Here is a 19,525-nt window from a genome sequence, read left to right on the forward strand (position 1 = left end):
CCTACGCTGTGCCGTCCGGCTCCCGGCGCAGCCGCGCCGGATCGACCCGCAGCAGAGCCGTCTTCCCGTCCAGCCCCCAGCCTTCCTGGTACGCCGCCGCGAAGACGTCCTCACCCAGAGCAGTACGGCCACACGCCGCCATCGCCTGGATCTGCGGGTCGCTGACGTCATGGGTGCCGCGCAGCCGGGCTGCCGCGCCGAGCAGCAGGGCCACGTCCCGGTGCCGGCCGAGCAGCCCGGCCAGCTCGGCCCCGGCCACCGCGACCGTGGCCACGCTCGGCAGGTCCCCACCCTCCAGCGCCGCCTCGTACGCCACGGCCAGCGCCACCCCGGCACCCTCGGCGTCACCCCGCCGCACACACACCGAGGCCCGCACCGTACCGGCGGTCACGTCACCGGCGCCGGCCGCCTCGACACAGGCCCACGCACGGTCCAGGTCACCGAGCCGCAGCCACATGCGGGCCTCCGACGCGGCGACGGCGGCCGCCAGCGCTGGTGAGGCCGACCGCTCCACCCGCTCGCGGACCGCGTGCAGCATCGCCTCCGCCTGCGCGTCCTCGCCGCGCCGCAGATGGAGGTCGATCCAGCGCACATCGAGGAAGACCTCGTCGGCCAGGCTCAGCGAGCCGAACTCCCGCGCCAGGGACCGGGCCTCCCGCAGGTCCCCCAACGCGCCGTCGAGATCCCCGTCGTACTGCCGCAGCAGCGCACGCGCCGGCAGCACCGCGGCGAGCCCCCACCGGTCACCGGCCCGGCCGAACGCGTCGAGCGCGGCCGCCACGTCGGCGCGTACCTGGTCGAGGTCCCCCTCGTCCTCGGCGAACGAGGCCCGGAACATGTGGGCCAGCCCTGACAGCCAGACATCGGGCCCGTCCGCGAGCCGCCGCACCAAGGCGAGCGACGCCTCGTGCTCCCGCAGGAAGTGCAGCGTGATCGCGGCCATCACACCGGCGATCCCCGGCAGCGACGGGTACGCGACCAGGCGATCGGCCAGGGCCCGCAGCGCGGCCTCGTTCTCCCGCAGCAGCTCCACGGTCAGCGGTGAGCGTGCGTTCATGCGGTTGAGCAGGAGCACCGCCTCGGCGATGTCCCGGTCCCGCCTGTCCCCCGTGGCGGGGAGGGCCAGCGCCTGCTCATGCCAGTACACCGCGTCGGCATGAAGGCCGAGTATCAGCCAGTACCAGGACAGATCCAAGGCGAGCGCGACGGCCCCGGCGCCGTCGCCGGTGTCGCACAGATGGCGCAGCGCGGCGAGCGCGTTGTCGTACTCGGCGCGCAGCACACGCAACGCGGCGAGCTGACCGGCCCCGCGCAACAGCGGATCCTCCCGCGCGACCAGCCCGGCCAGATGACGGGCCGCGAGATCACGCACGGCCCCGAGCGCACCCCGATCGGCGAGCCGCTCGACGCCGTACTCACGCAGCGTCTCCAGCATCCGGTGACGACCCGCGTCCGGCGCGAGCCGCAGCAGCGACTTGTCGACCAGCGCGGCGAGCAGCTCAGGAACCTCGCTGGGAACCACCGCCGTGCCGGCGCAGACCGCCGCGGCCGACTCCCGCGTCACACCACCCGGCAGGACCGAGACCCGCTCCGCCACCGTCCGCTCGTCCTCGCCGAGCAGATCCCAGCTCCAGGCGATCACCGCGCGCAACGTGCGGTGCCGCGGCGCCGCGACGCGACTCCCCGTGGTGAGCAGCCGGAACCGGTCGGACAACCCGGCCGTCAGCTCGGCCGGCGACAAGGTACGCAACCGGGCCGCCGCCAGCTCAAGCGCCAGCGGCAAACCATCCAGACCACGAACCAGCCGTACCACGTCCGCACAGGTCCGCTCATCGACCTCGAAACCAGGACGCACCGCCGCGGCCCGCTCGGTGAACAACCGGACCGACGCGCTGCGGCGGACCTCCGCCAGGTCGTCCCCAGGGCCCGGCAGCGCCAGCGACCCGATCGGCACCAGCGCCTCACCGTCGATCGCCAGCGGCTCCCGGCTGGTCGCCAGCACCCGCAACTCCGCGCAGCGCGGCAACAACGCCGCGACCAGATGCGCGACCGCGTCGATCAGATGCTCGCAGTTGTCCACCACGAGCAGGCTCTCCCGTCCGCCGAGCCGGTCGGTGAGCACGTCAAGCTCACTTCCCTCGGCCCGCATGCGGCCGAAGCCCTCGAAGAGCGCCACGCCAACCGACCCGATCGCCGCCAGCACCGCCGCACCGACCTTCGCCGGCTCGGTGACCGCCGCCAGATCGACCAGCCAGGTACCGTCGCGGTACTCGCGCCGCCGGGCCGCCTCCACCGCGAGCCGCGTCTTACCGGCCCCACCCGGCCCGACCACCGTGACCAGCCGCCCCCGGTCCAGCAGCGCGCCGACACGAGCGAGGTCGTCGTCCCGTCCGACGAAACTGGTCAGCGGCGCGGGCAGATTGCTCACCGGCGCCTCGGGAACCGGAGCGGGCGACCGCAGCAGACGCAGGTGACGCTCACGCAGCGCCGCGCCGGGATCGGCGCCGAGCCGCTCGGCGAGCGTCGCACGTACCCGCTCGTACAGGTCGAGCGCATCGGCCTGCCGTCCCTGCGCCGCCAGCGCGTCCATCCGCAACGCCGCCACCCGCTCGTCCGCCGGATGCTCGGCGAGCAGCACGGCCAGCCGATCGGCCGCCTCTCCGGCACGGCCCAGCGCCAACTCCGCCTCAGCCAGATCGGCGGACACCTCGACCGCGACACGTTCCAGCCGCGCCGCCACCGCGGGGGCCACCGCGGCGACCACCGGCGTTCCGCCGTACAGCCCGGCCGCCGCACCGAGCACCTCCACCGCCGCCTCCGGATCCCCGGCCCGGAGCCGTTCACGTCCGTCCGCCGCCAGCCGTTCGAACCGCAGCACATCGACATCGTCCTCAGCGACGCCGAGGCGGTAGCCACCACTCCCGGCCTGAGCGACCATCCCGGCGTCCCCGAGCACCCTGCGCAGACGTGACACCAGCGACTGCAACGCGTTCACCGGATCGGCCGGCGCCTCCTCCGGCCACAACGCGTCGACCAGCACCCCCGGCTCGACCGGCCGCCCCCCGGCCAGCGCCAACCGCACCACCAGCCCCCGGAGCCTGGCCCCGGGAACAGTCACCGCACGCTCGCCGCGCCACACCTCAAAACCCATGAGCAGCGTCACCCGTAGACGCGTCCCCCCGTTCCCATGCACCGGCCGATTCTCCCGCGTAGGGCCCCCGAGCCCCAACCCACCTCTCAAGGCCAGGTCCCCCCGGACGGCATCCACCGCGGCCCTCCGCTCGGCCTTGAACGATTTCCGCACCGGGCACATGCACCCCGCTGTCCTAAATGGCCACACCATAATTTAAGTAGTGACTTGAGCGATTTATGTATATCTGAATAGCGTCGGCGACATCGTTGCCGCAGGCAGCTGATTTTCCAACGGCGACAGGCGAAATCATCGGACAGGGATTGTCAAGGGCTGTGATCAGGCGCATGATTGATGTCGGTGCTCCACATTCACCGATTTCCCGAGCGAGCCATGTACTGACGAGGCGGAGCATGCTGCCCGCAGTCGGCCAAGCCCCCCTGAAACGTTATGAGGGAACCAATGCAGGACGCACCCGATACCAGGCGATTACCGCGCCGTTCCGTGCTGGCCGGCGCGGTGACGCTGGGCCTCGCGGCAGCGGCGACAGCGGCGCAGTCCATAGCCGCACCCACCGCGGCGGCCGCGGAACCCAGATACACGCAGAACGGCTGGCGTTTCTGCGTGAACTGCTGCGAACTTTTCCTGGTCTCGTTCGCGGGCTCGGTCTGCCCCCGCACCAGAGGCCCGCATCAGGTCGCGGGCTGGACCTTCCGGCTGACCTACAACCTCGAGACAGGCGGTACCGGCGAGGACTCCCACACCCAAGCGAACTGGCGGAACTGCAACCGGTGCGCGGCACTGTTCTGGGCTCCCGGCGAATGGAAGGCATGTCCCCTGGGTGGGACGCACAGCTACCGTCCCGAGTCCGGGCAGTTCCTGTTGCCTTTCAACCTCGGCCAGCCGCCGTGGACACAGAACCAGTGGCGCTTCTGTCTCAACTGTTCCGTGCTGTTCTACAACGGTTACGCCTACAGAGGCGACACCGGCCTGTGCCCTTACCGGTTCCTCTACGGCCACTTCGCCGCCGGCTACGACTTCGCGATCCCCGTCTCGGCCTATACCTGATCAGCCCGTAGGCGGATCGTCATCTTCAGGGCGAGCCGATCGGAAAATGTCGTGCTGTGAATCCAAGGCGAATCATCATCGCGCCGGATGGAACCGCTCGCCATCGGTTCCATCCCACCTGGACGCATGCCTGAATCGATGGAGAAAGAGAGATCCTCATGCCGGAAGAATCTGGTTCCAGATGGTTGCCGCGCCGTTCCGTGCTGGCCGGCGCGGTCGCGCTCAGCATATCGGCGGTGGCAGTGGAATCCGTTCTGGCGCCAACCGGGGCAGCCGCGGAACCCAGATACACCATGGACGGCTGGCGGTTCTGCGTGAAATGCTTCGAACTTTTCCCGACCACGAACACGACATACTACAAAAGCGTCTGTCCCGCCGGGGGCTCACATCAGGCCGCAGGCTGGACCTTCCGCCTGACGTACAACGTCAGCGTCGCCGGCGGCGACGGTGAGGACGCTCACACCCAGGGTAATTGGCGACTCTGCTGGAAATGCGCAGCCGTGTTCTGGGCCCCTGGCTCCTCGAAACCGTGTGCAGGAGGCGGCGGTCACGACTACGTCTCAACCGCACAGTTCCTGCTGCCTTTCAACATCGGCCAGCCGGCCGGGATGCAGAACCAGTGGCGGTTCTGCTTCAAGTGCTCCGCGTTGTTCTACAACGGCTACGCCTACAGAGGCGAGTACGGCCGATGCCCCTACGACTACATCTGGGGCCACACCGCCGCAGGCTACGACTTCGCGATCCCCGTCTCGGCCTACACCTGATCGCACGGCGTCAAACTCCCTGCCGCATCGCGCGGGTCCCGATCGCCAGCCCGATCACCCCCACCGCCACCGCGCACCCCATGCCGTACATCACCGACATGTCGACCCGTCCAGCGAGCAGGGCCCGCTCGGCGTCGGCGATGTACCGCACCGGGTTGGCCGCCGCCGCGACCCGCAGCCACCCCGGCCCCGACTCCACAGGAAGCAACAACCCAGACAGCAAGACCAACGGAAACATCACCATCTGCGTGACCCCCCAGAAGAGATCACCCCCCGGCCGCGAAGCGATCGCCAGCGCGAACGACAAGGCTCCGAGCCCCACGCCGAACACGACGAGCACCCCCAGCCCCATCACCACCCCAGGAACCGAAGGCCGGAACCCCAGCGGCACCGCCAGCACAATGATCAGCCCCGCCTGGAACAACAGGAGCACGAACTCCTTCAACGTCCGGCCCACCAGCATCGCCACCCGGTTGAGCGGTGTCACCAGCATCCGCTCAAGCGACCCACCCATCAGCTCCACCAGCAGCGAATACCCGGCCATCATCGGCCCGGAAAGACACATCATCACGAGAATCCCCGGCACGAACCACTGCCACGACGCACCCGCCTCCCCGACCGTCCCCTCCAGCATCGACCCGAAAAGAAACAGGAACAGCAACGGCTGCCCCATCGTGAACACCAGCACAAAAGGCTTCCGCACCACCGGCACGAACTCCCGCGAGAACACCGTCCCGGTATCGCGCACGAACCGCCGCACAGAGCCGTTCACGCCGCCCCCTCCTCACGCAACGTCCGCCCCGTGAGCGCCAGGAAAACGTCATCCAAAGTGGGCCGCGCCGTCTCCGCGGACAGCACTTTCACCCCCGCCTCATCCAGCGCACGCAAATACCCCGGCACCGCGGAAGCCGCTCGCGCCACCCGCAGCCGCACCACCGTCCCCTCCACCACGACCTCACCGGGTTCCACCACCCGCCGAGCCATCTCCGCGGCCCTCCCCGAGAACCCTTCCTCGACCTCGACCGTCACCCGGTCCCCGGCCAATCCCGCCTTGAGCCCGTCAGCCGTCCCGTCCGCGATGACCCGTCCCCGGTCGATGATCACCACCCGCTCCGCCATGCTGTCCGCCTCCTCCAGATAGTGAGTGGTCAGGAAGATCGTCATCCCATGCCGCTCCCGCAGCCGCAGAATGTGCCCCCAGATATCAGCCCTGCTCTGCGGATCGAGCCCCGTGGAAGGCTCATCCAGAAACAGCAACTCGGGCCGATGAACCAGCCCCAGCGCGATGTCAAGCCGCCGCCGCTGCCCTCCCGACAACGTCGCAGGAGTCCGATCCGCCAGCGACTCGAGCTCCAAAAGCCCCATCACCTCATCGGCCCGCACCCGCGCCACGGCCCGGCTCATCCCATAAGCCCGCCCCTGCGTGACCAGCTCATCCCGGACCCGAAACCCCTCGCCGGCCCCGTTCTTCTGCCCCACATACCCGATCCGTCCCCGCACCCCGACGGGATCCCGCACCACATCCCGTCCCGCCACCACCGCCGACCCCGCCGTAGGCCGCAGCAGAGTCGTCAACATCCGCAGACACGTCGACTTCCCCGCTCCGTTAGGCCCGAGAAACGCCACCAGTTGTCCCTGCTCCACATCCATATCCACCCCCCGAACGGCCTCCACCACCCCCCGCCTGACCTTGAACCGCCGAGTCAGCCCACGAGCACGAATCATCGCCACCCCTCCCACCGAGAAAAGCCCGATCCGCAGGCACGCCAAAGAAAGCCCTGCTCAGGCCCGCATCAGAAGATGACTCATCCTGAACCCCCCAGAACCGTCTTGGCAAACGTGAAACGGATGTGCACATCCACCTCTGACCTGCAAAAACACCTTTCACGCCTCCCACCAAGACCCCCCACCCACAAATTTGTCCCACACCCCCCACCCACCCACTGACCAGCGAATTCTCATCCCATCCACCCGACTCCCGACCCCCGAGCCAAGATTTTCCGCCAACGAGCCCTCATCCCCGCGAACCCCACATCCCCCAGACCCCCGACCTCCGGCCCCGCCACCAGACTCCCCACCTCCGCACGTACGACATCCATCAGCCCCCACCCCGCCACCACGACCCGGCCGTTCCCCAGACGACCCGACCGCTCCACCACACGAACTGACCTCTCCACCGAGGTTGTCAGTCCCACCAGCGATACTGACCCCATGCCGTCCGTCCCACCCGCACGCCACCTCGTCCGCGCGAAAGACCTGGTAGACACCCGCTACCACGACCCCATAACCGTCGCCGACATGGCCAAGGCGGCCGGCCTCTCCCGCTCCCACTTCAGCCAGCAGTTCCACCGCGCCTTCGGCGAAACCCCCCACACCTACCTCCTGACCCGCCGCCTGGAACGCGCCGCCGCACTCCTCCGCAACACCGACCGCTCAGTAGCCGACATCTGCCTGGCTGTAGGCCTTCAAAGCATCGGCTCCTTCACCACCAGCTTCACCCACACCTACGGCATGCCCCCCACCACATACCGAGCCCAGTTCCCCGACCCCGCCAAGTACGCCTTGATCCCCGCCTGCGTCGTCCGAGCCCACTCCCGTCCCCAACACCGGACGTTTCGAGAAGACACCCCCGAACCCACCCCACTAACGTCAGAGATGTCCGATTCACCACCCACCGGAGACCTCTGATGATCAATATCGCCAACGCACAGCTCTGGGTCCACGACCAGGACGAAGCCCTCGCCTTCTACACCAAGAAACTCGACATGGAAGTCCGCTCCGACGTCACCGTCCCCGAGATGGGCAACTTCCGCTGGCTGACGGTAGGCCCCACCAACCAGCCCGACTTCGCCATCGTCCTCATGGCCATCCCCGGCCCCCCGCTGATGGACGACGCCACCACAGCCCAGGTCCACGACCTCATGTCCAAGGGCTTCGCCGGCACCGTCTTCCTCACCACCGACGACTGCGAAGCCACCTACCGCGACCTGAAGTCCCGAGGCGTCGAATTCACCGAAACCCCCGAGCAGCGGCCCTACGGCATAGACGCCGGCTTCCGCGACCCCTCAGGCAACCAGTTCCGCCTGACCCAGCTCAACGTATCCTTCGGCGGCTGACGAGCCCTCATTCCTCCCGCACATCAGGCGGTGGAAGGCTCTCGATCCGCCGGGGAAAGTACCGCAAGATGTCCTCCCCGCATCGCCAGAGAGCCGCGACCTCCCGCCTGCAGACCTCGATGAGCTCCCGGTCGACGAACCTGCGAGCCCCAGAGAGCACCCCCGCGCTGTACTGAATGACGTACATCACGGGTGAAGCCACCCGCTCCCCAAGGATCAGCACCTCAGGCAGCTCCTCCCGCGCCTCCAGATGAGCGACGGCCGCCGTAGGAAGCACCGTGATCTGCTCCCCGAGCTCGGCCCAGATCGTCAGCACATGCAGCTCCCACTGCAAGTAAGCCGTAAGCGGCTCACAAACAAACCGAACCCGCCGCTGCACGATCCCCCGCCGATCCAGTGCTCTCTGGTGCTCCACTCTCCCGGCCCGCATCCCCTCCGCAAGCCGAAGAGCCCCATCCCAGTCCCCGCCACGCATCGCCACCCAACTAGGCGACCCCGGCTCCCGAAACGTCAGCCCCCTCTCCAACCTCCACGTCACATCGGCGACCCAGAAGTGCCGCCGAAAGTCCTCCTTGTACTCCTCCAGCCCCAACACCGGCGCCGGTAGCGACCCAAGCTCCTCAAGCATCTGTCCCCTCCGTCCCCGCCGCGCAGGCCAACGGCAGCGACCCCTCCCGAGGCAACAGACACCGAACCTGCTTGCCGATCGGCGTCACCGCCACGTCCCACCCAGGAGTAAGCGCATCCAGCAACCAGAGCCCCCGCCCCGACTCGACCTCCGGATCATCCGCACTCGTCCCGGCTCGAACCGGCAGCCGAACCGGATCCGGATCATGAACCCTGACCCAGACCCCCGCACCGCCGACCTCCACCTCCACGATCACCGGAGCCCAGTGCCCACAGGCCCGCACCGCGTTCCCCACCAACTCCGACGCGACCAGCCGCGCCGACTCCACCGTCTCACCGTCGACGCCGAGCACGGCAAGGACCTCTTTGATCATCTTCCGAACGGCACTCAGGTTTTCCGCACAGACATTCATGTGTACCGCGAAACCGTTTGTCCGAGTTGATGGATAGAAGCCCAACCTGGCGAACGATGCGTATTCTTCTATATTGGACATTTTCACCCCGTTCCTCATCTCCGACCCTGTGGTGACTGGAATCCGACAATTTACTCAAAGTATCTGTAGTCTGACCCTGAGTCATTGTCACTGGTAGGGATGATGGAGGGTTTCCAAGTTTTGGCGCAAGGTTTCTACCCAACTCCTCGCCAGCTTTTTTTGAAAGGCATCGCTTTGCCTATGGTGGAGTGCCAGACTTGCGCTCATGCCGAACGCGCCTGTGATCCCGACCGTCCGACGCCGCCGCTTGGGTTCAACTCTGAGAATGTTGCGAAATAAAGCGGGAATGACACTGGACGAGGCTTCTGTCGCTATGGGGTGGAAGGCGCCAAAAATGTCCAAAATCGAGAATGCCTTCGCGACCATCCGCTCCGCAGAGGTGACCACGCTGCTACAGGTGTACGGCGTCACCGACCCCGAGATCTACAGCGCACTGGAGGCACTCGCCAAGGACGCCGGCAAGAAGGGTTGGTGGCAGACGTACAGCGGAGTGGTCGCCCCCGCGTACGCCGACTACATCTCCCTTGAGTCCGACGCCGAGAGCATCAAGGTCTTCGCCCCACTCCTCATCCCCGGTCTCCTCCAGACAGCCGCCTACGCGCGCGAGACCATCTCCGGCATCACCATGACCCGAACCCCCGAGGAGATAGCAGCCCTGGCGGAACTCCGCTTGGCCCGACAGTCCGTACTGACCCGCCCCAGTGGTCCACTGAAGCTCTGGGCCGTCATCTCAGAAGCCGTCCTCCACCAGCGATTCGCCGTACGCCCGTCCACAATGCGCGACCAACTACGCAGACTGACCGACTGCGCAGACCTCCCCAACGTCACCATCCAGGTCATGCCTTTGGACGCCACCCCACACCCCGGCTACGCAGGAGGCTTCAGCGTCGTCGGCTTCCCCTCAGCCCTCCCCGACGTAGTGACGCTGGAAAACCTCCTGGGCCTCGCCTATCTTGAAGAGGACTCGGAGGTGAACACCTTTACCGACGCCTTCAGTCGAATCGTCGCCGCCGCCTCTCCGGTAGACGACTCCAAGGCCCTGATCGCCCGCATGGAGAAAGGCACCAGGCAGTGACCCCTAATTGCCCCAGCCAAGACACCTGCGACCTGGCCACACTGAGGTGGCGCAAGTCCTCCGCCAGCGCGGCCGAAGGTGACTGCGTGGAAATCGCTGATATCCCGTCCGGCGGGAAGGCGATCCGTGACTCCAAGCACTTGGGTACGATGCCGCTGAGGCTCACAGATGCCGTATGGTCGGCCTTCCGGCAAGCCGTACGGAGCGGCGAACTCTGAGCTTCTCCATGCTCCGATGGCGTGCGCTCAGTGCCGCTGCGGTGCGGATTGTCTAAGGGCCGCTGTGGAGACGGCCGCCTGCGAGCGGTCGGTCTTGCTCCCGATAGTGAACCATTGATGGCTCGGCGTCGTGGATCGGGCCCGAACACTTCCGGATGTCCCAGGTCTCAAGGCTCTGCAGCAGATAGTCGTCCGGAGCGTCCCAACCGAATGCAGCACAAAGGATGTGCATTGCCAATCTAGGAGGCACAGCATTTCCGATCTGCTGACCCACGTCCCGCCCGGACCAGGGGTAGTTCACTGGGAAAGTCTGCAGGCGACCGGCTTCGGAGAGGGAGAACCGCGGCAGCTCGATGTCCCTTGCAGACACGACACGGTTACGAAAGATCTTTCCTGTAACAGTGGCAGACGGTTCCCAGGAGGCCCTACGACCGCGAGCTTTGGGATCCCCGCCGGTTCCGTAGTTCGAGATCACGAAAAAGTCCGACGGTCGATCGAGCGCGTCAGCCATTCTTCTCCACGGTTGGAGTGCTCGATCCCCTGCCTCGCGTGAGATGCCTCTGCGGTAACGCCGATGTGTAGGCGATGGCAGAGACACTTTTTCGTCGCCTAGACGAGCGATGAGCACTGCCCGTCTGCGTGTCTGAGGTACGCCGTATTCCTCAGTGCGGAGGATTGCGCAGTCCACGCCATAGCCTTCGTGCTGAAGAGCAGCCGCGTACGCCTCCCATACAGGGAGCGCCGCCGGAACCTGCTCAAGGATTATTGCGTCATACGGGGTGGCGTTCTCTACGTCGATCGCTGCGAGCGCCCAGCGAAGAGGCTCCAGGACCATGCGCGTTCGCTCGTCCCTAAGCCTGGAAAGATCCTTTACGATCTCCGTCCGTTCCTCCCGGGCAACCATGCGTTTGATGAAGTGCTGGACCTCGTCAAGAGCTTTGCGCCCGGTCCCCCGGCCGGCGACGGTGAAGGTCTGACACGGTGGTCCTCCCGCAAGCACGTTCGCCCTGGGGAAGTTCAGGGGGCCATAGTCACGTACGTCTGCTTCCACCGTGACCAGACCAGCTGCTCGCCGCGTCTGACATGCCGAGGCATCCCATTCCAGACCCACAGTCGCGACACCGAGCTTCTCCGCCGCCACGTCGAGTCCGCCAGGCCCAGCGAACAAGTCGACCATCTGGGCAGGACGCCAATCGATCTTAGGGCGGTGTGTCACCCGTGAGATGCTGCCACAGTTTTCGTTGTCTGAAGTCCGGTGGGGTGAGGAGATCAGGCGTATCCATGGACAGACGAAGCATCAGTTCATGACGTGCACCTTCCCAGCGAGAGGTCGGCGAACAGATGATCACGATCTCGGTGTCAGGGACAGGGGACAGGGGATAGCGTTCTGGTGTGGCAACCATGCCTTCTCCCAGTTCGCCCGGTGTGTCGGCGCGGATGAGCAAGCAGCGTCGCAGGGACACCGGGCCAGAGGTCTCGATTCGCAAACTTCTGCATGCCAGCGGTCTGCGGTACCGGGTGGCCTGGTCCATACCAGGTATGAAGCGCCGCTCGATCGACATCGCTTTCACGCGAGCTAAGGTGGCGATCTTCGTGGACGGGTGTTTTTGGCACTCCTGCCCGGAGCACGCCACTCGTCCGGCTGTGAACGATACATGGTGGTCTGAGAAGTTGGCGAAGAACGTGGCGCGAGACATGGCCACGAACGAGCATCTCAAGCAGGCAGGGTGGCGAGTCATCCGGATCTGGGAGCACGAGGACCCGTCCCGAGCGGTCGAGCGCATCGTCGAAGCGGTCACACGTGCACAGGCCGAGTGTTGACTCGTCCTGCGATGACGTCCAGCGTTTGCCCGGTCCGAGGTGCCCTACGGTTCGAGGCCGCGTTCTCTGGAATCCCCAGACCGTCCGGTCAGCCGCGTGACCGTCTCGGACGTCAATGCTCGACAGATGTCTCGCACCTGCTGGTCGGAGAGGGCTCGTACGTCCAGGAACGCCAAGTACCTGCGCAGGCGAGCTGTGACATCTCGGATCACCGGTCTACGAGAGACATTCGTGGCGAGTTCGGTGACAGCTCCGGCCATCTCCCGTACCAGACGAGGGTCACCGCCAATGCTGCGGCGTTCGAGAAGCTGGTTGAGGTCGCTCTCGCTGAGCGCAGCCAGGATGTGCTCGTGGCCGGCGAAGACAACGGCCTGCCACCACAGCCGAGCCCAGGTGTGCCGCGTGAGATCGGTGGCGATCCACCGCTCCTTGTTGTTCGGTCCGAAGCGCCACATGGTCACATGCGGCAGGGCCACGAGGGAGAGGAAGGACCAGAGGTCCCGGTTGCCGGCTTCCGCCCATGACAGATTTAAGTGAGCGCGGATCACCTTGGCGGCGTCACGATCAAAGGCCACCCGCGCGTCGCTTCCGGCAGCTTCCGGGAAACGGTATTCACGGGCCACTGTCGAAACCGCATCGATCAGTTCCCGTACGTGCTTCGGTGCGACACGGCCCCCGACGGGTGCCCATGTCTGTTCCGGATGACTCTCTCGTGGCTCGCGGAGTCGCCCGGCGTAGATATCGGCATACAGGGTTGCGCCGACAACGGCGGGGAGATGGGGCCACAGTTCGCTCATTGGAAGATGCGCCCCCTGCCGAGGCTCCGCACGGCACCCGAGACCTGGGTCCTGAAGTCCGCGAGGTCCACCGCCGACGGTGGGGCGACGACATGCAATGGTGATGCGGCGATGGTCCTCGCAAGGACGTCCCCGACGCTGTCGGGTGGCCAGTCCTCGCGTTCCTCCAGTTCGGTGCGGAGGTGCAGGGCGAGTTCCAGCAGTAATGCGGCGACTCCGGCCTGAAGTTCGTCGAGCAGAGCCTGCTGTCGTCTGTCCTTGACCCCTCGGGACACGGCTGTCCGTAACTCACGGTCGCGTTTGTTGATGAGCACGCGGAACACACCGTAGAAAGGTGCAGTCAGGTCCGTGCTCGTCTCCAGATGCCAACTGGCGGTGGGGGAGAGGCGTGTGTGCGAGAAGTCGATCTCGTGAACCGGGAACATGGAGGACATGCTCTCCAGCACCATTCGCTGGATGTGCTCTGCGAGCACCGAGCCCGGTACGGTCGCGACGCCGACGTGTCGCTCGACGGAGTAGCGGACAAGGCTGATGGTGCTGCGGAGGGAGAGGGTTCCGGCCAGGCGTTCCCCGGCGAGTATCGTGTCGATCGATGCCATGCCGTTCGGGTCGAATTTCACTGCTGGCGCGGCCTCGGTCATATCGGTGGTCGAACTGGTCCAAGAGACCGTCAGCGCGATGTCCGTGAGATCGAGTCCTGTCTCCTGTACGAAGCGTGCAACATCGATCCGTACATGTCGTGCTGCGCGTAGATCTGTGCCTGGATCCCATCCCTCGATGGCGTCCGGCAAAGGTCTCCACTCCCCTGCGTCGAGCAGGAACCATGGTTCCCACATGATTGTGCCCGGACGTGGTACCAAGTAAGGGCGGACGTCAGCCGGCATCGGACGTCTCCTGAATCACCTTGAAGCGCACGACGGCGTCGGGCACGTGTGTGGCGTAGACGTACCAGTCCGACTCCTGACCCGCGGGTATCGTGACGGTCCTTCCGCGAGCGACGGTTCCGGCGGCGGATTGCCACTGCATTATCTGTGGCACTGGGGCACCGAGCGGTGGTTCACTTTCGCGGCCGCCCCCTTCCACCACGACCTCAACGTCAGCGGCAAGGACTCTGGCGGTCTCCGCCGCAGGAACCTTCACCATGGCGACCAGGTATGGCTTTCCTGCGTGAACCAGCAATTCCGGATTGCCGTGCAACCGAGCCCTTCCTCCCCGTCGCGCTGACGAACCACCATGCTCGCCGCCGCCACCGCGGTTGGTGTTGGTCGCTCCAGGCGCTCCACCGATGGCACCGTCCCTTGACTCGCCGTCCTTGGCTCCCAGGTGCGACCGCGCGGGAACTATGCCGGCCAGCAGTACCGAAAGCTGCCCCAGTCCCTGGCCGCCTGAGCCGCCGGACTGAGGGCCGAGTCCGAGTCGTTCGTCCAGTTGTTTCTGTACAAAGGTGCGTGCTCCCTGGACGACTCCTCGTGCGGCTCCGGTCAGCCCCTTGGAGATCCAGTCGTCGTGCGTGGGTGGTTCTGCCAAAGCGAACAGTGCGTCGGCGTCCTCGGATGTCTTGAACACCCCGGCGTAGGCGAGGCGAGGGTCGGTATGAGGAGGACCGGCGAGGTAGTCGACCACGAGTTCGGCCACGCGCATGCGTGCGACGTGGTGGGACGGTCCCTCGAACGGCTTCGCCGCGTCGATCAGAAGACGTGTGGTCGCACTGTCGGCGGAGCCCAAGGCCATGGCGAAGTTTCCGGCGTGCTTCGGGCGGACGGTACGTGAGAAGGGTTCGCCGTTACCTGCCCTGACCTCCCGCAGAGCATCGACGAAGGGTGCCAGCTCGTCGAAGCTCTGGGGATCGGGAACAGGGACAGCGGAACCGTTGACACCCACGACGAAGCGCATGTGACGGCCGTGCTGGTCCGGGACCATCTTCGGCCACAGATTCCAGAGGATGGAAGACGCGATGAAGGTCGCGGCCTCCTCGGCGGTGCGCTCACGCACGTCGGGCTCGGATCCGACCGTGCCACCAAGGTCGGCTGCCAGGATGACGACGTCCGTTCCGGTTCTGCCGTCGCCGAACCCCAACAGTCCCAGGCGATGAGAAATCGTGTCGGCCTGTGCGTCCAGGATCGGGTCTGGTATTTCATCGTCGGCGATGGTGCCCCACCAATGGCGGCCGGTGAAACGACGCTTGCCGAGGTACCAACTGTGGCCGAGAGCTGCACCCATCAGCCGGCGGGCATCCGGGCCGCCCGCCGCGGTGTGGGTGTCCACGAGGATCGTGCCGGCCCGGCTGAGACTGTAGAAGATGCCCTTCCCGAATCCGTACGTCCCTCCACCGAACACGTGGTCACTGGGCTCTCCGACGTTCCGGAGGAACTGCACGAAATCCGGTGTCTCGTCGTCGTGGGCTCGCACACTGGCGCGGAGAGGACCACCCAGTCCCCTGGTGTTCCGGTCGGAGACCACCAACACGACGGCATCCCGGCGCAGCGCCTTGGAGAGATCGATGTTCGACTCGCTGTGCGGCCCCGGCAACAGCAGCTCTCGCAAGGTGTCGGCGTGATCGCCGAGCACACGGACATCCACGCCGAACTCGACCACGCCCTCGGGCAGGCGCGCGTCCCAGCTGTTCTGTGCCGCCTCCCGAACCAGGACGGTCAACGGGTCGAGGGCCGGGCGTCCTAATTGCTTGACGATGCCCTCGGCCGCGGCGGAGCCCTCCGGTGCGAACGGTTGTGACCACCAGCGAGGGTTCAACGGACCACCTCCTCGGCAATCTCGGCCAGCGACGCCCCGGAGGTGAACGGAAGCATGGCGGTGAGATCGATCTGATAATCGATGTCCATGACACCGTCCGGCAGTGAGCCCGTGACGAGGGATGACGGGACGAGACGAGGAATGCCCGGGCCGATCATGATCCTGTGTGTCTCCTCGACTGTGAACGAGTCCAGGTCGGGACGGTCCGGATACTCCGTCCATCCTGCCGCAGAGAGTCGTGCACGGAGGGTGGACCGCGACACCACTGTGCTGCGGAGTTGTTCGACGAGATCACTCACGGTCCGGCCGTCCGGGTCTTCTGTGACACGCAGAAGAAGGAGGTCCAGTGGTCGTCCACCGTGCGTGTTCAGCTGCTCCAGACCGTGGACGACGATGCTGTCGCTCGTCGGGCTCAGTCCTTTCACCTCGAGACAGCGTAGGACGCCCTCGAAGTCATGTGGTTCGCCCAGTGGTCCCCGCCACTTGTCCACCGGGAACGTGCGGTCCGCCTCGACGAGGGACGAGAGCACGGTAAGTTCCGCGAACAGGCCGATCTTGGCCTGACGGGACAGTCCGCGCAGCAGGCCGTTCCGGAACAGACGCCGCCATCGTGCGATGGTGGCCACGGCCACCGTCGCCGGTCGTGGTGCGCCGGTCATGGCCTCCAGCACGTCGGACACGACTTCGTCGAATTCCGGGAAGAGGTCCGACTCGGCGCACGACACGTCGACGTACGCGACAGCAGGACCGCCGAAGCTCAACCTGCGGACCACCGTCCCGAGCACCGCGGTTCTGGGGTCGACGGACACGTCCTCGTCACCCGCCGGGACCAGCAGATGACGGGCACCCTTGCTGTCGATCGCCACGCGGCAAGGTTCCCCATGGCACGCCATCCCGAGCGGGAACGAAGTCAGTTCCTTCCCACTTGGCCGGCTCAGGACCGCCCAGGCGCGCTCCAACACGGTCGGCCGGAAGTTGTCCGTCACGCCGTGTCCTCGGTGTCGACGCCGAGGGCCTCGTCGACGTTCTCGCTCTCGACATCGGTGAGATCCACGGCGACGTGGGTCGCCTGGATGTACTTCGTCTCGACATCCCCGGGGAAGGTGATGCCAAGGCCGACCACCGGCTGTACCGCATCCAGCGCAGTACGCGGTGGGTGTGCGATCTGGGTGCTCGGCTGCGGGGTGGCGGGTTCACTCGTCGCGTCGATCAGGTACAGGACGATCAGTCCACGGTCATGACAGACCGGATGCTTGTTGCGGAGCGTGACGAGTTCGCTCTCGGTCTTCGTTCTGGCCTGTGCGGCCGTCAGACCGAGATCCAGCGCACGGTCCTGCTTGCTCATGAGCGTCTTGATGTCGGCGCGTTCGGTGTTGCCGTCATTCAATCGAGATCGGATCGAGTACTTGAGGTCCAGGCCGCCCAGTCTCGCTTCTGCGCCTTCTCCCTTGACGACAGCGACGGACCACATCACCAAGCTCGGTGGATCGCTGGTGAGCTGATGGTCGATGTACTTGACCATAAGCGACGGTTCCAGATCCGGTGAATCTTCGTGCACCTGGTACCGAGAGAGAAAGGTCTTCACGAGTGACACAGGGACTTCCCGGATCAGCCGTGCGGCGCCTAGGTCTTCGACCTGGCCATGCCGTACGCCTTCCTGGACCAAATTCTCTGCGGCCTGACGGTTCCTGTCCAGCCATTCGACGTCCCGGTGCCTGAAGTACCGGGTCTGCAACCGACGTCCGGCGTAGGAGATGTAGGTCGGTTGAGCTGCGCCCATCTTGGCAGTGATTCGCAATGACGGGTGTGTCCGGATCCGCACCGCCACGTCGGTCGGAGTCAGGTTCTCCCTCTGATAGCGGTCGATGTCGTCGCGCATCTCATGTTCGACGGTGGCGAGGTGGCGGAACGCAGCAGCCAGGCTCGGGGTCATCCAGATCCTTGGAAGATCTTCGTACCCGGTTCGGTACCCGAACCAGCGACCCATCTGGAGCAAGGTGTCGTAGGCGGTCGCCCCTCGGACGAAGAAACTGACAACGAGCCCTTCGAGTGTCAACCCGCGGGAGAGGGTGTTCCCACCCACGGCGATGGCCACCACGGAGTCCTTGGAGTAGTCGAGTCGATCCTGACTGCGGTAGTTGTCGAGCACTATGCGCGTGGTGGCGATGACCTCACTTAGGTGCGGGAGTACGTCGTCGAAGGTGTTTTGCGGCCGGTCGAATTCCTCGGCCGGGACCCGTGACGACTCCTTCTCCCAAAGGTTCCGCCACTCGTCGAGAATCTCGGAGCGGCCGGAGGCGAGGCCAGCGAGGGCCTGCTGCTGGAGGTCATGCAAGGGTGCACGGTAGCTTTCGTGGACCGCGATCTTGACGGACGTGTGGATGAGCATCGTGCTGTGGTCGCTGTCTCCGCGTGCCCGTCGGGCTGCTGTAGCCAGCCAGAACCAGTGGACGGCCGTTACCAGCTCATGGATCATTGTAGGGATAAACCCGTCCACAGACTCTTTGCTACCAGGCCGCAGCAAAGGGACGTCGCTTTCGGTCACCAGTCGAACCATGTCGTAGCCGTCAGGTGGACCCTGTTCGTCGGTCGTCTCCCATTCGACCGCATCGCGACCGAAGATCTTCTCAGGGCCGAAGTAGCCGTCCGGACGCGGAAGGTTGAGGATGAACGACTTCGGATACAGGTCGGTCTGCGTGGGATCGATGAAGACGTTAGCGAAAGGCGTCGCGGTGTATCCGATATAGGTGCAACGCGGCATCAGGCTCAGAAGCTTTCTGATGAGCGGGTTGATCCGTCCCGTGGCCACTGAGGCCTGATCCGCCTCATCATCGATGATCAGAACCGGCGAGGAAGCGAGTGCGTTCCGACTGTTAGGTGTGCCCAACCACTTGATGAGCTTGTTCAGAACGGCCGAGTTCTTCTTGACGACCGCCAGGACCGTCTTCTCCGCACTGAGTGCGGCGGAGGCCTCGTGGGTCTGCACGACGAAGTCACGGGACTCGCTTGTCAGCGTTATCCAACGGTCGGGGTTGAGGTCCTTTAGATACTGGTCCAGCCGCACCTGGGTCTGGCGACGTAGCCCGTTGTGGATGCCGGAAAGCACGATGACGAGGCGGTAACGCACATCCGCTAGTTTCGCGATGACGGCGGTGAAGTTGGTGGTCTTCCCGCTCTGCACGTATCCCACCACGAGACCCTTGGAGTCCCATGTGGAACGGTCCGGCCTTGGGGTATGGGCGACGACAGTACTGGAGGAGTGATCCACTGAGTCGATTCGATCGCCTGGCCATTCTTCGTTCTTGAACCGGTCCTTCAGCGCCAACCAGTAGCGGTCGGACTCTCCCGGGCCGCTGTACCAGTCGTCCGAACCGGCGGTGATGATCGGCGGGCCGCCGGCTTGTACCTTCGCCATGTCGGCCTCGAACTGACGCCGGAACTTGTCGATGTCAGCTTGTGGCAACGAGTCCGAGAAACTGGTCACGGCCGCCTCGACGCCGTGACGTCTGGCCCAGTCCGCGAAGACGGTGTACAGGCCCAAGATTTATCACCCATTCCCATGCCTAGAGGGAGAAACTTAGCCGAGTAGAGCAAAGTCGACCACAAAGTGCCGACGGAATGTGTCTCGAATGATGGGGTTGATGGTGCAACATCCTGTATTGGT

General features: G+C 65.6%; 18 protein-coding genes. 7 read left to right on the forward strand and 11 right to left on the reverse strand.

What is annotated here, in order from left to right; translation table 11 throughout:
- Position 1: 1 nt before the first annotated feature.
- Positions 2 to 3,151, reverse strand: a complete 3,150-nt coding sequence (locus BJ992_RS05015; RefSeq protein ID WP_184978763.1) for an ATP-binding protein — start codon at positions 3,149 to 3,151, stop codon at positions 2 to 4.
- 441 nt (positions 3,152 to 3,592) lie between these two features.
- On the opposite strand from BJ992_RS05015, the gene BJ992_RS05020 reads away from it, so the two are divergent.
- A complete protein-coding gene (locus BJ992_RS05020; RefSeq protein ID WP_184978764.1) occupies positions 3,593 to 4,198 on the forward strand; it encodes a hypothetical protein in 606 nt (201 codons plus the stop codon).
- A gap of 608 nt (positions 4,199 to 4,806) precedes the next feature.
- On the forward strand, positions 4,807 to 4,962 hold the full coding sequence (locus tag BJ992_RS05025) for a hypothetical protein (protein ID WP_184978765.1): 156 nt from the start codon (positions 4,807 to 4,809) through the stop codon (positions 4,960 to 4,962).
- Between the two features lie 10 nt (positions 4,963 to 4,972).
- Here the strand turns inward: BJ992_RS05025 and BJ992_RS05030 are convergent, their stop codons facing one another.
- On the reverse strand, positions 4,973 to 5,734 hold the full coding sequence (locus BJ992_RS05030) for an ABC transporter permease (RefSeq protein WP_343072503.1): 762 nt from the start codon (positions 5,732 to 5,734) through the stop codon (positions 4,973 to 4,975).
- Positions 5,731 to 6,687: an ATP-binding cassette domain-containing protein gene (locus BJ992_RS05035; RefSeq protein ID WP_184987608.1), complete on the reverse strand. Its 957-nt coding sequence runs from the start codon at positions 6,685 to 6,687 to the stop codon at positions 5,731 to 5,733. Before BJ992_RS05035 ends, BJ992_RS05030 begins: the two co-directional genes overlap by 4 nt.
- A gap of 486 nt (positions 6,688 to 7,173) precedes the next feature.
- On the opposite strand from BJ992_RS05035, the gene BJ992_RS05040 reads away from it, so the two are divergent.
- Together BJ992_RS05040 and BJ992_RS05045 are read left to right on the forward strand one after the other, a co-directional pair.
- Entirely contained in the window at positions 7,174 to 7,650 is a 477-nt protein-coding gene (locus tag BJ992_RS05040; protein ID WP_184978766.1) for a helix-turn-helix transcriptional regulator, read from the forward strand.
- Positions 7,650 to 8,078, forward strand: a complete 429-nt coding sequence (locus tag BJ992_RS05045) for a VOC family protein (RefSeq protein WP_184978767.1) — start codon at positions 7,650 to 7,652, stop codon at positions 8,076 to 8,078. The genes BJ992_RS05040 and BJ992_RS05045 overlap by 1 nt, the downstream gene beginning before the upstream one ends.
- Before the next feature lie 7 nt (positions 8,079 to 8,085).
- Here BJ992_RS05045 and BJ992_RS05050 read toward each other — a convergent pair whose 3' ends face one another.
- On the reverse strand, positions 8,086 to 8,706 hold the full coding sequence (locus tag BJ992_RS05050) for a DUF6879 family protein (protein ID WP_184978768.1): 621 nt from the start codon (positions 8,704 to 8,706) through the stop codon (positions 8,086 to 8,088).
- Entirely contained in the window at positions 8,699 to 9,217 is a 519-nt protein-coding gene (locus tag BJ992_RS05055) for an ATP-binding protein (protein WP_184978769.1), read from the reverse strand. Before BJ992_RS05055 ends, BJ992_RS05050 begins: the two co-directional genes overlap by 8 nt.
- Before the next feature lie 187 nt (positions 9,218 to 9,404).
- Between BJ992_RS05055 and BJ992_RS05060 the strand changes: the two genes are divergently transcribed.
- Both BJ992_RS05060 and BJ992_RS05065 read left to right on the forward strand, forming a co-directional pair.
- Positions 9,405 to 10,274, forward strand: a complete 870-nt coding sequence (locus BJ992_RS05060; protein ID WP_184978770.1) for a helix-turn-helix domain-containing protein — start codon at positions 9,405 to 9,407, stop codon at positions 10,272 to 10,274.
- Positions 10,271 to 10,492, forward strand: a complete 222-nt coding sequence (locus BJ992_RS05065) for a DUF397 domain-containing protein (RefSeq protein WP_184978771.1) — start codon at positions 10,271 to 10,273, stop codon at positions 10,490 to 10,492. Before BJ992_RS05060 ends, BJ992_RS05065 begins: the two co-directional genes overlap by 4 nt.
- A 52-nt stretch (positions 10,493 to 10,544) precedes the next feature.
- On the opposite strand, the gene BJ992_RS05070 is transcribed toward BJ992_RS05065, so the two are convergent.
- Positions 10,545 to 11,669, reverse strand: a complete 1,125-nt coding sequence (locus tag BJ992_RS05070) for a DNA cytosine methyltransferase (RefSeq protein ID WP_184978772.1) — start codon at positions 11,667 to 11,669, stop codon at positions 10,545 to 10,547.
- Positions 11,670 to 11,893: 224 nt separating this feature from the next.
- On the opposite strand from BJ992_RS05070, the gene BJ992_RS05075 reads away from it, so the two are divergent.
- Positions 11,894 to 12,313, forward strand: a complete 420-nt coding sequence (locus BJ992_RS05075) for a very short patch repair endonuclease (protein WP_184987610.1) — start codon at positions 11,894 to 11,896, stop codon at positions 12,311 to 12,313.
- A 44-nt stretch (positions 12,314 to 12,357) separates the two neighbouring features.
- Here BJ992_RS05075 and BJ992_RS05080 read toward each other — a convergent pair whose 3' ends face one another.
- From BJ992_RS05080 to BJ992_RS05100, 5 genes are read right to left on the reverse strand one after another with little or no spacing between them, the layout of a single operon-like run.
- Positions 12,358 to 13,110 (reverse strand): DUF6339 family protein, encoded by a 753-nt coding sequence (locus BJ992_RS05080; RefSeq protein WP_184978773.1) that lies wholly within the window; start codon positions 13,108 to 13,110, stop codon positions 12,358 to 12,360.
- A complete protein-coding gene (locus tag BJ992_RS05085) occupies positions 13,107 to 13,994 on the reverse strand; it encodes a hypothetical protein (RefSeq protein ID WP_184978774.1) in 888 nt (295 codons plus the stop codon). The genes BJ992_RS05080 and BJ992_RS05085 overlap by 4 nt, the downstream gene beginning before the upstream one ends.
- A complete protein-coding gene (locus tag BJ992_RS05090) occupies positions 13,984 to 15,861 on the reverse strand; it encodes a hypothetical protein (protein ID WP_184978775.1) in 1,878 nt (625 codons plus the stop codon). Before BJ992_RS05090 ends, BJ992_RS05085 begins: the two co-directional genes overlap by 11 nt.
- Positions 15,858 to 16,847, reverse strand: coding sequence for a PD-(D/E)XK motif protein (locus tag BJ992_RS05095; RefSeq protein WP_184978776.1), 990 nt, complete (start codon positions 16,845 to 16,847; stop codon positions 15,858 to 15,860). The genes BJ992_RS05090 and BJ992_RS05095 overlap by 4 nt, the downstream gene beginning before the upstream one ends.
- Entirely contained in the window at positions 16,844 to 19,402 is a 2,559-nt protein-coding gene (locus BJ992_RS05100; RefSeq protein WP_184978777.1) for a Z1 domain-containing protein, read from the reverse strand. Before BJ992_RS05100 ends, BJ992_RS05095 begins: the two co-directional genes overlap by 4 nt.
- Positions 19,403 to 19,525 lie beyond the last annotated feature (123 nt).

The sequence above is a fragment of the Sphaerisporangium rubeum genome, assembly GCF_014207705.1.
Classification (GTDB): domain Bacteria; phylum Actinomycetota; class Actinomycetes; order Streptosporangiales; family Streptosporangiaceae; genus Sphaerisporangium; species Sphaerisporangium rubeum.